Here is a 12,167-nt window from a genome sequence, read left to right as displayed (position 1 = left end):
CCCATGAAGAACGAATCGAACGCCTATGCCTGGACCGGCCCGGTGCCCGAGAGCCGCCGCAGCTGGGTGCAGTGGGTCGTCGGCGCGCTGGCGATCGGCTGGGCGCTGCAATGGAGCGCCGCGGGCGCGCAGCTGAGCTGGTCCGAGCTCGCGGCGGGCCTGCCGCAGATCGCCGACTTCCTCGGCCGCACGCTGCCGCCCGACATGAACATCCTCGGGCGGCTCGTCGCCCCCGCACTGGAGACCATCCAGATCGCGGTCTGGGGCACGCTGCTGGCGGTGCTGCCGGCCATTCCGCTGTCGTTCCTGGCAGCGCGCAACCTGCAGGGCAACCGCTGGGTGTACCGCATCACGCGGCAGGCGCTGAACGTGGTGCGCAGCATCAACGAACTGATCCTGGCGCTGGTGTTCGTGTCGGCCGTCGGGCTCGGTCCGTTCCCCGGCGTGCTGGCGCTCGCGCTGCACGGTGCGGGCATGCTCGGCAAGTTCTTTGCCGACGCCATCGAGGAGATCGACCAGGGTCCGCTCGAGGCGCTGCGCGCCACCGGCGCGCGGCCGCTGCAGGTCGTCGTGTTCGGCGTGCTGCCGCAGGTGGTCACTGCGTGGATCGCGGTGGTGCTCTACCGCTTCGAGGTCAACCTGCGTTCCGCCACCGTGCTGGGCATGGTCGGCGCGGGCGGCCTCGGCTTCGAGCTGGTGAGCAGCCTCAAGCTGTTCCGCTACCCCGAAACGGCCACCTGCATCATCGTGATCACCGTGATGGTGATCGTGGCCGACACGCTCTCGAGCCAGCTGCGCCACCGCATCCAGCACAGCGGACGTCACTGACAGCCATTTCATTTCCGGCCCGCGGCGGCTATCTTGCGCCTTTCCCCGGCCACGCCGCGAGCCCTGCCCGAACCAACATGTGGACCTACTGCAACCCTGTCGATGTGCATGCCGGCTGCGGCTCGCTCAACGAACTCCCGCGCCTGCTCGGCGACCGCCGCGCCATCCTCGTCGCGTTTCCCGAGGCGATCGGGCTCGGCCTGGTCGACCGCCTGCGTGAACTGCTGGGCGAGCGCCTGGCCGGCGTCGAGACCGGCGTGCTGCCGAACCCCGACGTCGCCTGGCTCGCGCCGATGTACGAGCGCCTGTGGCGCGACCACGCCGACGTCGACTGCGTCATTGCGCTCGGCGGCGGCAGCGTGATCGATTGCGCCAAGGTCATGCTCACCCGCCCCGCGCAGGGTGGCGCCGGCAGCTTCGGCGAACTGCTGGCCGTGCTCGAAGGCGCCAGCCCCGAGGGCTTCGGCGCCATGCGGCACCGCAGGCTGCTGGCCATTCCGACCACCGCGGGCACCGGCAGCGAAGTGACGCCGTGGGCCACCGTGTGGGACCAGGCCCGTGCGCGCAAGCTGTCACTGCAACTGCCGTGGACCTGGCCCGAGGCCGCCATCGTCGATGCCAGACTGATGCTGAGCCTGCCGCATGCGGCCACGCTCGCCAGCGGGCTGGACGCGCTGTCGCATGCGCTCGAGTCGCTGTGGAACGTGCATCGCAACCCGGTGTCGGCCAGCCTGGCGGTGAGCGCCGCGCGCAGCATCGTCGCCACGTTGCCTGCCCTGCTGGCGGACCTGGAGAACCCCGTGCTGCGCGAGCGCCTGGCCACGGCCGCGCTGCAGGCCGGGCTGGCCTTCTCCAGCACGCGCACCGCGCTCGCGCATTCGCTCTCGTACGACATCACGCTCAGGCACGGCACGCCGCACGGCATTGCCTGCTCGTTCAGCCTGCCGCGCATCATGAAGCTCGCGGCCGGCCGCGACGCCGAACTCGACACCCTGCTGCTGTCGGTGTTCGACGCCGTGCACATCGACGAAGCCGTCGACGCGCTGTCGGGTTTTCTCGAAGGGCTGGGCGTCAGCGTCGATCCGCTGAGCTACGGCATTCCCGAATCGGACTGGAACCAGCGCGTCGGCCAGGCACTGGCCGGTGCGCGCGGACGCAATTTCATCGCCACGGCCTGACCGGCCGCTCTTCTTTCACCCACTCGCACCGACACACCATGAACGCACCCTCGAACCACCCCGCCCTGACCGACCACCGACTGCAGGCCGTCATCTTCGACTGGGCCGGCACGCTGGTCGACTTCGGCTCGCTCGCGCCCACGCAGATCTTCGTGGAAGCCTTTGCCAGCTTCGGCATCCGAATCAGCCTGGCGCAGGCGCGCGGCCCCATGGGCCTGTCGAAGCGCGACCACATCCGCACGCTGCTCGAGGAACCCGCCATCCGCTCGCAGTGGGTGGAGCACTTCGGTGCTGCGCCCGCCGACAAGGACATCGACGCGCTGTACGAGCGCTTCATGCCCATGCAGATCGACAAGGTGGGCGAATACTCGCAGCCCATCCCCGGCGCCATCGACACCCTCGCATGGCTGCGCGCACAGGGCCTGAAGATCGGTTCGTGCTCGGGCTATCCGCGCCAGGTGCTCGACGTGCTGCTGCCGCTCGCGGCCAAGGCCGGCATCGTGCCCGACCACGTGGTGGCCGGCGACGAGCTGCCGGCCGGCGGACGCCCCGGCCCCTACATGGCGCTGGCCAACGTGCTGGCGCTGAAGATCGGCGACGTGCGCGCCTGCATCAAGGTCGACGACACCACGCCCGGCATCGAGGAAGGCCGCAACGCGGGCATGTGGTGCGTTGGCCTCACGCTCTCGGGCAACGAAGTCGGCCTGACCGAACAGGCACTGCACGCACTGCCCGCTGCCGAGCGCGAAGCGCTGCGTGCGGCCGCGGAACAGCGGCTGCGCGCGGCCGGTGCGCATGTCGTGATCGACAGCGTGGCCGACCTGCCGCGCGCCGTGCAGGAGATTGCCCGGCTGCAACGCGAAGCCTGAGGCTCCGCGTCCTCCTGCTGAGCCACCGCGCCAAGGCGTCAGGGCCGCTGGCGCCGTGCCGCAGATGGAACTGGCGCCGGAGCGGGCGCCGGTCGCCCCGCCTTTCCGGGCCCGCCGTCTTTCGACGGGCGCAGCATGGCGAAGGTGCCGGCGGCGCTCGCCATGGCGCTGAAGGCCATCGAGGTGGCGAGCCGCTGGCGGCGGGCGGCGGAAGAATCGACGTCGTTCATGCGGGTGCTTCTGGTGTGTCGGGGTTCACGAGCCCCCATTGAAGAGGGCGAACGTATCCCGGATGTGTGCACCGCACGCCGATTCGAATGGATGTGTACCTGCACCGCGATGCGATACACACCCGTACAAATCAGCGACGCAAAGTGCAAGACACGCCGCCGGGGCGCTGCCACAGTGCCTCATCCCTTGGTATGAGCCGGCTGCCCTTGCGGGTGGCGGGCCTTATACCAATGGGGAGTTGACGCGCGCGACACGGGCCGTAGAGTTGCAGCGTCCTCCACTACGCACAACGAGACCCCACCCATGAGCAACCCGAACGACACTTCGAAGAAGACTCCCCTGACCACCGCCTTCGGCGCGCCCGTGGTCGACAACCAGAACAGCCTTACCGCCGGCCCGCGCGGCCCCGTGCTGATGCAGGACGTGTGGCTGATCGAGAAGCTCGCCAACCTCAACCGCGAGATCATTCCCGAGCGCCGCATGCACGCCAAGGGCTCCGGTGCCTTCGGCACCTTCACCGTCACGCACGACATCAGCAAGTACACGCGCGCAAAGCTGTTCAGCGCCGTCGGCAAGAAGACCGAGATGTTCGCCCGCTTCACCACCGTGGCCGGCGAACGCGGCGCGGCCGATGCCGAGCGCGACATCCGCGGCTTCGCGCTCAAGTTCTATACCGAGGAAGGCAACTGGGACCTGGTGGGCAACAACACGCCGGTGTTCTTCCTGCGCGACCCGCGCAAGTTCCCGGACCTGAACAAGGCAGTGAAGCGCGACCCCCGCACCAACATGCGCAGCGCCACCAACAACTGGGACTTCTGGACGCTGCTGCCCGAGGCGCTGCACCAGGTCACCATCGTGATGAGCGACCGTGGCATCCCGGCCAGCTATCGCCACATGCATGGCTTCGGCTCGCACACCTACAGTTTCGTGAACGCGCAGAACGAGCGTTTCTGGGTCAAGTTCCACTTCAAGACCCAGCAGGGCATCAGGAACCTCACCGATGCCGAGGCCACGGCCGTGGTGGGCAGCGACCGCGAAAGCCACCAGCGCGACCTGTTCGATTCGATCGAGCGCGGCGACTTCCCCAAGTGGACGCTGTACGTGCAGGTGATGCCCGAGGCCGACGCCGAGAAGGTGCCCTACCACCCCTTCGACCTCACCAAGATCTGGCCCAAGAAGGACTACCCGCTGATCGAGGTGGGCGTGATGGAGCTCAACCGCAACTCCGAGAACTTCTTTGCCGACGTGGAGCAGAGCGCCTTCGCACCCAACAACCTCGTGCCCGGCATCAGCGTGTCGCCCGACAAGATGCTGCAGGCGCGCCTGTTCGCCTACTCGGACGCGCAGCGCTACCGCCTGGGCGTGAACCACCACCAGATCCCGGTGAACGCCGCGCGCTGCCCGGTGCACAGCAACCACCGCGACGGCACCATGCGCGTGGACGGCAACTACGGCGGCACGCCGCACTACGAGCCCAACAGCTTCGGCCAGTGGCAGGAGCAGCCCGACTACCGCGAGCCGCCGCTCAAGCTGCGCGGCGATGCCGATTTCTGGAACTTCCGCGAGGACGACGCCGACTACTTCAAGCAGCCCGGCGACCTGTTCCGCCTGATGAAGCCCGAGCAGCAGCAGGCGCTGTTCGACAACACCGCGCGCGCCATGGGCGACGCACCCGAATTCATCAAGCGCCGCCACATCGACAACTGCAGCAAGGCCGATCCGGCCTACGGCGCGGGCGTGGCGAAGGCACTGGGCCTTCTCTGACCGCTGCCCCGCCTGTGCGGCGCCCTTCGATGACTCGAGGGGCGCCGCATGTGTTCAGGGTGCCAGGCGCGTGAACACGTAGTCGTGGTTCTTCACGCGCGCCTGGTGGCACGCGAAGCAGGTCTGGTGCTGCGCCAGGTCGGCGGGCTTGCCGTCGATGAACCGGCCGAAGCCCCAGCCGCCCGTGGCAGCATATTTTTTCGAGTCCTTCACCATCACCTGCACGGTGGTGGCCATGCCGGGGATGGACGCCGGCTCGAACTCCGGCGACTGCACATGCTTCCAGGCGAGCTTGGTGAGCACCGTGCCGTCTGGGAACGGCAGCGTGCCCTTGTCGTAGGCCTCGATGGCCTTGGCATTGCCGAGCACCACGCGCAGTTCGTTGAGCGGCTCCGCCTCGATGGCGGGCGCAATCAGCTGCCACTGACGGTAGCCCTTGGGAATGGTCACGCCGTAGATCGGCGATGCGTTGGACGCGTTGGCGGCGGCGGCCACGGCGCCGGGAGCCTTTGCCGGCTCCGATGCGCTGGAAGCCAGCGCGAGCACGCCGGAGCCCGCGGCGAGCGCCAGCAGGCCGAGACCGGCGATCTTCGCCAGCACAGGCTGGCGTGCATGAAAAGGTCGATGCATGGGATGTACCTCGAGAGTGAAACGGGTTGGAAAGACTTGAAGAGAGCGCCGCATTCTTCGGCGCCGTTCCCTCTCGCAACACGCTTCGCGTATGGCTGTGTATCTGGAGGACCGGGCACACACATTCCCATACACGCACCGGCTTTTCCGGCGGAGGCGCGACCTATAAACACGGCCGTGCCCTGCAACGGAGCAAGCACCTTGTTCATGTCCTGTCACTGCAGACATCCTTTTCAGAACCACTTCCAACACGAGGCACCCTAAAGATGAAAACACTCACCCGCCGCTTCGCACGCGCCGCTGCCGTCATCGGCCTCGCGGCACTGTCCGCTGCATTCGCCACGCTTCCGGCTTCCGCGCAGGAGGCCAAGGCATCCACGGGAGACAAGCCGACCTCGTGCTGGTGCACGGCGCCTTCGCCGAGTCGGCCAGCTGGGACGGCGTGATCCGCAAGCTCGAGGCGCAGCACTACCCGGTGATCGCCGCGGCGAATCCGCTGCGCGGCGTGAAGTCGGATGCGGCCTACGTTGCCGGCATCGTCGACTCGGTGAAGGGCCCGGTCGTGCTGGTCGGGCACTCCTACGGCGGTGCCGTCATCTCCGGCGCCGCCACCGGCAAGGCCAACGTGAAAGCGCTGGTCTACGTGGCCGCCTTCGCGCCCGAAGCCGGCGAATCGGCCGCCGACCTGGCCGGCAAGTTCCCGGGCAGCACGCTCGGCCCGGCGCTGGCACCACCGGTGGCGCTGGCCGATGGCGGCAAGGACCTGTACATCCTCAAGAACAGGTTCCATGACCAGTTCGCCGCCGACGTGCCCGCCGCCGCCGCGCGCCTCATGGCCGCCACGCAGCGCCCCATCGCCGAAGCCGCGCTCGGCGAGCCGGCTGCCGCTTCGCCGGCATGGAAGACGGTGCCCTCGTGGTTCGTCTACGGCGACCGCGACAAGAACATTCCGCCGGCCGTGCAGGCCTTCATGGCCGAACGCGCCAAGTCGGTGAAGACGGTGGTGGTCAAGGGCGCCTCGCACGTGGTCATGACATCCAAGCCCGACGTGGTCGCCAAGCTGATCGCCGAAGCCGCCAGCCGCTAGGCGGAAGCCCGGAGGCGCCATCGCCGCAGCGGGAGTAGAGTCGTGCGGTCTTCAACAGTCCTCCTGAGACCGGGGAGCGAGCGATCGACACCATGGACATACCCCCGCGCTGCTGCATCGTCGGCGGCGGCCCCGCCGGCATGGTGCTCGGGCTGCTGCTCGCGCGTGCCGGCCTCAAGGTGGTCGTGCTCGAGAAGCACACCGACTTCCTGCGCGACTTTCGCGGCGACACGGTGCATCCGTCGACGCTCGAGATCCTGCACGAGCTGGGCCTGCTCGACGCCTTCCTGCAGCGCCCGCACGACCGCGTCGACGAGCTGAGCGCCACCTTCGAGGGCCGGCCGTTCGAGGTGGCCGACTTCACCCACCTGCCGTCGCACAGCAAGTTCCTCGTGCTGATGCCGCAATGGGAGTTTCTCGACTTCCTGTGCGAAGAGGCGCGGCGCTATCCCGGCTTCGAGCTGTGGACCGACGCCGAGGCCGTCGGCCTGCTGCAGGACAACGGCCGCGTCAACGGCGTGAAGGTGCGTCGCGGCGGCCGCGCCGGCAAGCCGCAGAACGTCGAGCTGCACGCTTCGCTCGTGGTGGCCGCCGACGGCCGGCATTCCACACTGCGCGATGCCGCCGCGCTGCCGCACATCAGCTACGGCGCGCCCATCGACGTGCTGTGGATGCGCATTCCCAAGGCGCCTGGCGACCCCGAGGCCACCGCCGGCCACATCGCGGGCGGCCATTTTCTGGTGACGCTGAACCGCGGCGACTACTGGCAGTGCGCCTTCGTCATTCCGAAGGGCGGCCATGCGGCGCTGCAGGCGCGCGGCATCGATGCGTTCCATGCCGAGCTTGCACACATCGCGCCCTTCATGCGCGAGCGGCTGCCGCAGGCGCTGCCCGACTGGAATGCGGTGAAGCTGCTCGAGGTGACGGTGGACCGGCTCGAGTCGTGGTCGTGCAAGGGCCTGCTGTGCATCGGCGACGCGGCGCATGCCATGTCGCCGGTGGGCGGCGTGGGCATCAACCTGGCCGTGCAGGACGCCGTGGCCGCCGCCAACCTGCTGGCCCCGCTGCTGGCGGGCACCGCCACCGACAAGCAGATCGACGACCTGCTGCCGCAGCTGCAGCGCCGCCGCGAATGGCCGGTGCGCGTGACGCAGGCCGCGCAGCGCATGGTGCAGGACCGCGTGCTGATGCCGGTGCTTGGCGGCAAGGTGCGCGCCACCGCGGGGCATGTGCCGTGGCCGCTGCGGCTGCTGTCGCGCTGGCCCTTGCTGCGCCGGCTGCCCGCGCGGGCCGTGGGCCTGGGCGTGCGGCCGGAGCACGTGAAGTCGCCTCGCGCCTGAGCGCGCAGTCTTGACGGTTTTTTTACGCGCGCGGGCGCGCTTTAGCCACTGTTTCTACGCGCGCCTTTCCACACTCGATGCATCGCAATGCAAGAGTGATCCATGGACATCGTTTGGCTGGCCGCTGTCGCGGCCGTGTGGGTTTTCGCGGCCGAGGCGCTGGTGCGTTGCCGCGGGCTCGATGCACCGCGCAAGCAGGAATGACATGGCGTTGAACGCAACGCTCTGGTATCGCGCCGCGGCCTGGGTCAGGCAAGTGCATGCACGGCCCGACATGAGCCTGTGGTGGTCGTGCTGCGGCATGCCGTCGCTTGGCGCGCAGACCCTGGTCGCGCGCCATGGCGCACGCGACCTGCTGGTGGCCTCGTGCGCGCATTGCGGCAGCGAGTGGCTGAGCCTGTCGAACGCGGAAGCACCAGGCGACTGGCAACCGCTGAGGCACGGCACCGCCGCGGATGCGCGAGCCGCATGCGGCCCGCTGCGTTCCGTCGAAGAACAGCGCGCATGGCGGCGGAGAAAGATGCGCGACGCGGAAGACTGAACGGCGTTGCGCTATGCAGGCCCTATCGGCGCCCACTTCGTTTCCCCGCCGAAGGTGACGCACCGGTCTGCGCCATCGTCGCCGCGCCCATAGCCGCGCAGCACCAGACGCGGATAGACGAACGACACCGTCGACGCATTCCTCGCCACCTTCGTCCATGCGCGATCGGCCACGCGCACGACGAGCAGCATGCTGCCTTCGCTCGTGTAGCTCTCGAGCGTGAAGTACGCGGAGTCGGGCGACCACGCATGGCCGCGGCCCCAGAACTGGCCCGGTATCGCGAGGCCGTCGAGCGTCACGCCGTTGAGGCTGTCGCTGTGCGGCTTCTCGGTTTCGTAGGTCCACACCGTGACATGGGCGCCATCGGGCGAGACCACGCGTTCGCCGCCATAGCCGATGTAGATGGGGCTGCCGTCGCCGGGTGCGGCGCGCATGCTCAGGGCCGCCGCGCCTGCGTCGGCTGGCGCGACCAGTACACGCCGTCGAGCCTGTCGAGCCGCACCTCGCCGCCCGTCGACGGTGCATGCACGAAGCGCCCGCCGCCCACGTAGATGCCCGCATGCGAGGGCGTGGAAGAACCGAAGAGCACCAGGTCGCCCGTGCGCAACTCGGCCATGTCCACCGGCCGACCGAACGCCGACATGCGCGCCACCGTGCGCGGCGGCGATTGCCCCACGCTGTTGAGGTACACATAACCGATGAGCCCGCTGCAGTCGAAGCCGCCGTCCGGCGTGTTGCCGCCATAACGGTACGGTGTTCCAACCAGGCCCAGCGCGTGGATCGCGATGCTGTTCGATTGCTCGTCGGTGATCGGCGTGCTGTTGACCGCGGCGGGTTGCTGCTGCACCGTGCGCGGCCCTTTCCTGGCGGGGCCCGCGCAGCCCACGATCAATGCACAGGCCACCATGGGCAGCAGCCTGAAGAGCCACTGCGGCAGCGTGCGAGACGTCGATGCGGGCGGGAGTGCGTGGTGCATGGCGGAAGGCGGGTCTGGTGGGCGTTCGCAGACTCTAGCGCGTAAGCGGCGCCTTTCTGAAGAAGCAACGCCCTTGGCGGCCGGTGCTGCTGCACCCGGGCCGCGAAAGGGCGTCGATGGCACGCGCGAGGCGTGCAGTTTGTTTAGGCGGCGGGCGCTGCGTTGACCGCGTCCTTCAGCGCCTTGCCGGCGGTGAACTTGGGCGCCTTGCTGGCCTTGATGGTCATCGGCTCGCCGGTCGACGGGTTGCGGCCCGTGCGCTCGGGGCGGTCGGCCACCGAGAAGGCGCCGAAGCCGATCAGTTGCACCGTGTCGCCGCCGGCCAAGGCGCGCGAGAGGTTGTCGAGGGCGGAGTCCAGAGCACGGGCGGCGTCGACCTTGCTGAGGTTCGTGTCGTTGGCGATGGCGGCGATGAGGTCGGTCTTGTTCAAAACGTGAGTTTCCTTTTTTGTGAAACGGTGGGAGAAAAATCCTGAGCGCGAAAGCGCTGCGGGGGACGAACTTTAAACGCCTCGCCGCGGGGATCGCGGCAGCGAGGGGTTTCGAAATTGAAACATCGTGATCGATGCCCGCCGCGGCGGCGTAGGCCAACTCCGCAATCGAATTGAAATCCCTGTTTCAAGAAGTCAGGACTACTGCAGCGCCGAGGTCGTTCGTGTTGCATGAGAGCGCATCGGGAGCGAAATGGCGCGAACTGCTCCGAAAGCGGCAGCGCAGCAAATGCATGCAACGCGCCGCGAATGCGGCCCGGCCTCGCCAATCGGGCAACGACGGCAACGCCCCGCCCTGCCCTTGCCCGTCTACCCCGCCGCGACGATCACATGTGCCTGGATCTTGCCGGTCACCGCGACTTCGCCATGGCGGCTGGCGATGACCTGCGCCGCACGGTCCGTGGCGGCCTGCAGCGCGTTGACATCGCGCGCTTCGATCTCGTTGCGCAACGGTGTTCCCTGGCAATAGGCGATGGCCACGTCGCGCGCCGAGGGCGAGCGGCTCGTCTTCTCGCGCGTCGCGATCTCGATGCGGGTAAAGCCCGCACTGCTCACGTCGCTGCGGATCAGCGCGATGTCGTGATAGCCGTGCGGTGTGCGCGCCAGGAACCGAGGAGGGTCTTGCGGAAAGATCTCCGCGACGGCGCTGGTGACCTCGTCGGCAAAGGCGTTGTCCTCGATGCGGTCCCACACCGTGAACACGAAGCGCCCGCCCGGCTTCAGCACGCGGCGCGCCTCGGCATAGCCGCCAGTGCGGTCGGGGAAAAACATCGCGCCGAACTGGCAGAAGACGACATCGAACGAGGCGTCTTCGAACGGCAGCTTGAGCGCATCGGCCTGCTGCCATTCGATGTTGATGCTGCCGGTGCTGCTGCCGCTGTAGCCATTGGCGCCGTTGCCCTGCCGGGTGGCGGCGTAGTCGAGCATGGGCTGGTTGAGGTCGGTCACCGCATAGCGCGTGCCGCTGCGCAGCCTGGGCGCCAAAGCCCGCGTGACCACACCGCTGCCGGCGGCTGTTTCGAGCACCGCGCCAGGAGAGAAGCCGGCGACCAGCTCCGCCGTGTCGGCGGCATAGGCCTCGAAGATCAACGGGACCATGAGCGTGTCGTAGAGCTTGGGGATCGAGCCTGCGAAGAGCTTGTCGGTTTCGGTCATGGGGTGGCTCCTTGGAACGTAGGGCGGTGAGGTGCCCTTGGGTGTCCTGGTTGCGTTACCCAAGTCCAGCGAGGCCGGATGGCTTCAACGGGCACACTGCCTTATTAGGGATGGCAACGTTGCGCCATGGTGTTCCTGTCTGCCAGCCTCGTCAATATCGTTACGTGAGGCGGCCTGGTGTGAAAACTCGTCCAGAAAGCAGCAGGTCATAGTCATCAAACAAAGGCCGTTGAGCCTCAGTGACCGACGGCTGCTTCAGACTGATTGTGTTGAAAAACTCGCCTTGAATCTAGCTTGGGCTGGCGATCCCACAGGCTCGTAGTCGAGCTGGTGCTTCGGGAACACGTGGCAGCCTTGCGGCCTTATCTCACGCCGTCTTCATTGCCGCACTCGCTTCAGATGGCATCAACCACTTCGCCATTCGTCGCAGGTTCTGGGCGGTGGCGGCCATCAAGAACTCGTCCTGCGCACCACTGAGCCCGCGAAGCCGCAGGCGATCCAGTTTCATGATGCGCTTGAGGTGTGCGAACAGCATCTCTACCTTCTTGCTCTCCCTGCGCGATTGGCTGTACTGCGGTGTCTGCGCAATGGATCGCGCCATCTCACGGGCACCCTCATGGATGCTGCGGGCGATCTTTCGGAATGGCGTGCTCGGGCAGCAGCGATCCTTCATCCCACAGGCGATGCAGTCTGCCTGGCTCGCCCGATAGATGACGGTGTCGGCCTTGGTGATGCGGGTGCGCGGCGTCGTGAACTGCCGCCGGTCGTTGCGCAACGCACGGCCTTCAGGGCAAACATATTCATCGCGCTCGGGCTGCCACTGGAACTCGCCGATTGACAGACTTCCGTCCTTTCGGACGATCTTGTCCCACACAGGCACGTGAGGTTCGATCTGCTTGCTCTCGACCATCCAGCCGAGCAGTGGTGCGGTGCGCCTCTAGCCGCAATGCACACGACGTTGCCTCACCTATTTCGCAACTTGGCGATGATGCTGCGGATAGAAGGTGGCTGCGGCTGCGCAGAGAAGACCGCCGCCGCCCGCCCGCACACCCTTGATCGGAAGAAGTGTTCCACGGC

The 12,167-nt window shown here is 67.7% G+C and carries 13 protein-coding genes and 1 pseudogene; 7 read left to right on the top strand and 7 right to left on the bottom strand.

Annotated features, from left to right (window positions below):
- Positions 1–3: 3 nt before the first annotated feature.
- The 3 genes from phnE (at position 4) to phnX (ending at position 2,875) form a co-directional block, all read left to right on the top strand.
- On the top strand, positions 4–828 hold the full coding sequence (gene phnE, locus AACL56_RS31315; protein WP_339094117.1) for a phosphonate ABC transporter, permease protein PhnE: 825 nt from the start codon (positions 4–6) through the stop codon (positions 826–828).
- Positions 829–905: 77 nt separating this feature from the next.
- Complete coding sequence (gene psrA, locus AACL56_RS31310; RefSeq protein WP_339094115.1) at positions 906–2,006, top strand: iron-containing alcohol dehydrogenase PsrA; 1,101 nt, start codon at positions 906–908, stop codon at positions 2,004–2,006.
- Between the two features lie 38 nt (positions 2,007–2,044).
- Entirely contained in the window at positions 2,045–2,875 is an 831-nt protein-coding gene (gene phnX, locus AACL56_RS31305) for a phosphonoacetaldehyde hydrolase (protein ID WP_339094113.1), read from the top strand.
- A gap of 38 nt (positions 2,876–2,913) precedes the next feature.
- Here phnX and AACL56_RS31300 read toward each other — a convergent pair whose 3' ends face one another.
- On the bottom strand, positions 2,914–3,105 hold the full coding sequence (locus AACL56_RS31300) for a hypothetical protein (RefSeq protein WP_339094111.1): 192 nt from the start codon (positions 3,103–3,105) through the stop codon (positions 2,914–2,916).
- Positions 3,106–3,409: 304 nt separating this feature from the next.
- Here AACL56_RS31300 and AACL56_RS31295 point away from each other — a divergent pair, with 304 nt between their 5' ends.
- Positions 3,410–4,870: a catalase gene (locus AACL56_RS31295; RefSeq protein ID WP_339094109.1), complete on the top strand. Its 1,461-nt coding sequence runs from the start codon at positions 3,410–3,412 to the stop codon at positions 4,868–4,870.
- 54 nt (positions 4,871–4,924) lie between these two features.
- Here the strand turns inward: AACL56_RS31295 and AACL56_RS31290 are convergent, their stop codons facing one another.
- The gene (locus AACL56_RS31290; protein WP_339094107.1) at positions 4,925–5,500 is read right to left on the bottom strand and encodes a cytochrome P460 family protein; all 576 of its coding nucleotides are present in this window, start codon (positions 5,498–5,500) and stop codon (positions 4,925–4,927) included.
- A 397-nt stretch (positions 5,501–5,897) separates the two neighbouring features.
- Here AACL56_RS31290 and AACL56_RS31285 point away from each other — a divergent pair, with 397 nt between their 5' ends.
- The 3 genes from AACL56_RS31285 to AACL56_RS31275 all read left to right on the top strand — a co-directional run bounded on the left by AACL56_RS31285 (position 5,898) and on the right by AACL56_RS31275 (position 8,468).
- Positions 5,898–6,587, top strand: a complete 690-nt coding sequence (locus AACL56_RS31285; RefSeq protein ID WP_339094105.1) for an alpha/beta fold hydrolase — start codon at positions 5,898–5,900, stop codon at positions 6,585–6,587.
- 92 nt (positions 6,588–6,679) lie between these two features.
- Entirely contained in the window at positions 6,680–7,927 is a 1,248-nt protein-coding gene (locus tag AACL56_RS31280) for an FAD-dependent oxidoreductase (RefSeq protein ID WP_339094103.1), read from the top strand.
- A 205-nt stretch (positions 7,928–8,132) separates the two neighbouring features.
- Complete coding sequence (locus AACL56_RS31275) at positions 8,133–8,468, top strand: hypothetical protein (protein ID WP_339094100.1); 336 nt, start codon at positions 8,133–8,135, stop codon at positions 8,466–8,468.
- Between the two features lie 11 nt (positions 8,469–8,479).
- Here AACL56_RS31275 and AACL56_RS31270 read toward each other — a convergent pair whose 3' ends face one another.
- The 5 genes and pseudogenes from AACL56_RS31270 to AACL56_RS31250 form a co-directional block, all read right to left on the bottom strand.
- Positions 8,480–8,902: a hypothetical protein gene (locus AACL56_RS31270; RefSeq protein WP_339094098.1), complete on the bottom strand. Its 423-nt coding sequence runs from the start codon at positions 8,900–8,902 to the stop codon at positions 8,480–8,482.
- Between the two features lie 2 nt (positions 8,903–8,904).
- Positions 8,905–9,444: a C40 family peptidase gene (locus tag AACL56_RS31265; RefSeq protein WP_339094097.1), complete on the bottom strand. Its 540-nt coding sequence runs from the start codon at positions 9,442–9,444 to the stop codon at positions 8,905–8,907.
- Positions 9,445–9,587: 143 nt separating this feature from the next.
- Positions 9,588–9,875, bottom strand: coding sequence for an HU family DNA-binding protein (locus tag AACL56_RS31260; RefSeq protein ID WP_339094095.1), 288 nt, complete (start codon positions 9,873–9,875; stop codon positions 9,588–9,590).
- Between the two features lie 369 nt (positions 9,876–10,244).
- On the bottom strand, positions 10,245–11,090 hold the full coding sequence (locus tag AACL56_RS31255; RefSeq protein WP_339094093.1) for a class I SAM-dependent methyltransferase: 846 nt from the start codon (positions 11,088–11,090) through the stop codon (positions 10,245–10,247).
- A 367-nt stretch (positions 11,091–11,457) separates the two neighbouring features.
- Positions 11,458–12,021 (bottom strand): annotated as a pseudogene (locus tag AACL56_RS31250) (transposase); the annotation flags it as partial.
- Positions 12,022–12,167 lie beyond the last annotated feature (146 nt).

This window comes from Variovorax paradoxus, from assembly GCF_902712855.1.
In the GTDB taxonomy this organism is placed as follows: Bacteria; Pseudomonadota; Gammaproteobacteria; order Burkholderiales; family Burkholderiaceae_C; genus Variovorax; species Variovorax paradoxus_Q.
The sequence above is the reverse complement of the archived record's forward strand: the minus strand, read 5'-3'. Positions and strand labels throughout refer to the sequence as shown.

What these genes read in the sequence shown, in the direction of transcription:
- AACL56_RS31290 (WP_339094107.1), bottom strand. Translation starts at nt 5,500, where the DNA reads ATGCATCGACCTTTTCATGCACGCCAGCCTGTGCTGGCGAAGATCGCC.
- AACL56_RS31265 (WP_339094097.1), bottom strand. Translation starts at nt 9,444, where the DNA reads ATGCACCACGCACTCCCGCCCGCATCGACGTCTCGCACGCTGCCGCAG.
- AACL56_RS31300 (WP_339094111.1), bottom strand. Translation starts at nt 3,105, where the DNA reads ATGAACGACGTCGATTCTTCCGCCGCCCGCCGCCAGCGGCTCGCCACC.
- psrA (WP_339094115.1), top strand. Translation starts at nt 906, where the DNA reads ATGTGGACCTACTGCAACCCTGTCGATGTGCATGCCGGCTGCGGCTCG.
- AACL56_RS31255 (WP_339094093.1), bottom strand. Translation starts at nt 11,090, where the DNA reads ATGACCGAAACCGACAAGCTCTTCGCAGGCTCGATCCCCAAGCTCTAC.
- phnX (WP_339094113.1), top strand. Translation starts at nt 2,045, where the DNA reads ATGAACGCACCCTCGAACCACCCCGCCCTGACCGACCACCGACTGCAG.
- AACL56_RS31280 (WP_339094103.1), top strand. Translation starts at nt 6,680, where the DNA reads ATGGACATACCCCCGCGCTGCTGCATCGTCGGCGGCGGCCCCGCCGGC.
- AACL56_RS31295 (WP_339094109.1), top strand. Translation starts at nt 3,410, where the DNA reads ATGAGCAACCCGAACGACACTTCGAAGAAGACTCCCCTGACCACCGCC.
- AACL56_RS31270 (WP_339094098.1), bottom strand. Translation starts at nt 8,902, where the DNA reads ATGCGCGCCGCACCCGGCGACGGCAGCCCCATCTACATCGGCTATGGC.
- phnE (WP_339094117.1), top strand. Translation starts at nt 4, where the DNA reads ATGAAGAACGAATCGAACGCCTATGCCTGGACCGGCCCGGTGCCCGAG.
- AACL56_RS31275 (WP_339094100.1), top strand. Translation starts at nt 8,133, where the DNA reads ATGGCGTTGAACGCAACGCTCTGGTATCGCGCCGCGGCCTGGGTCAGG.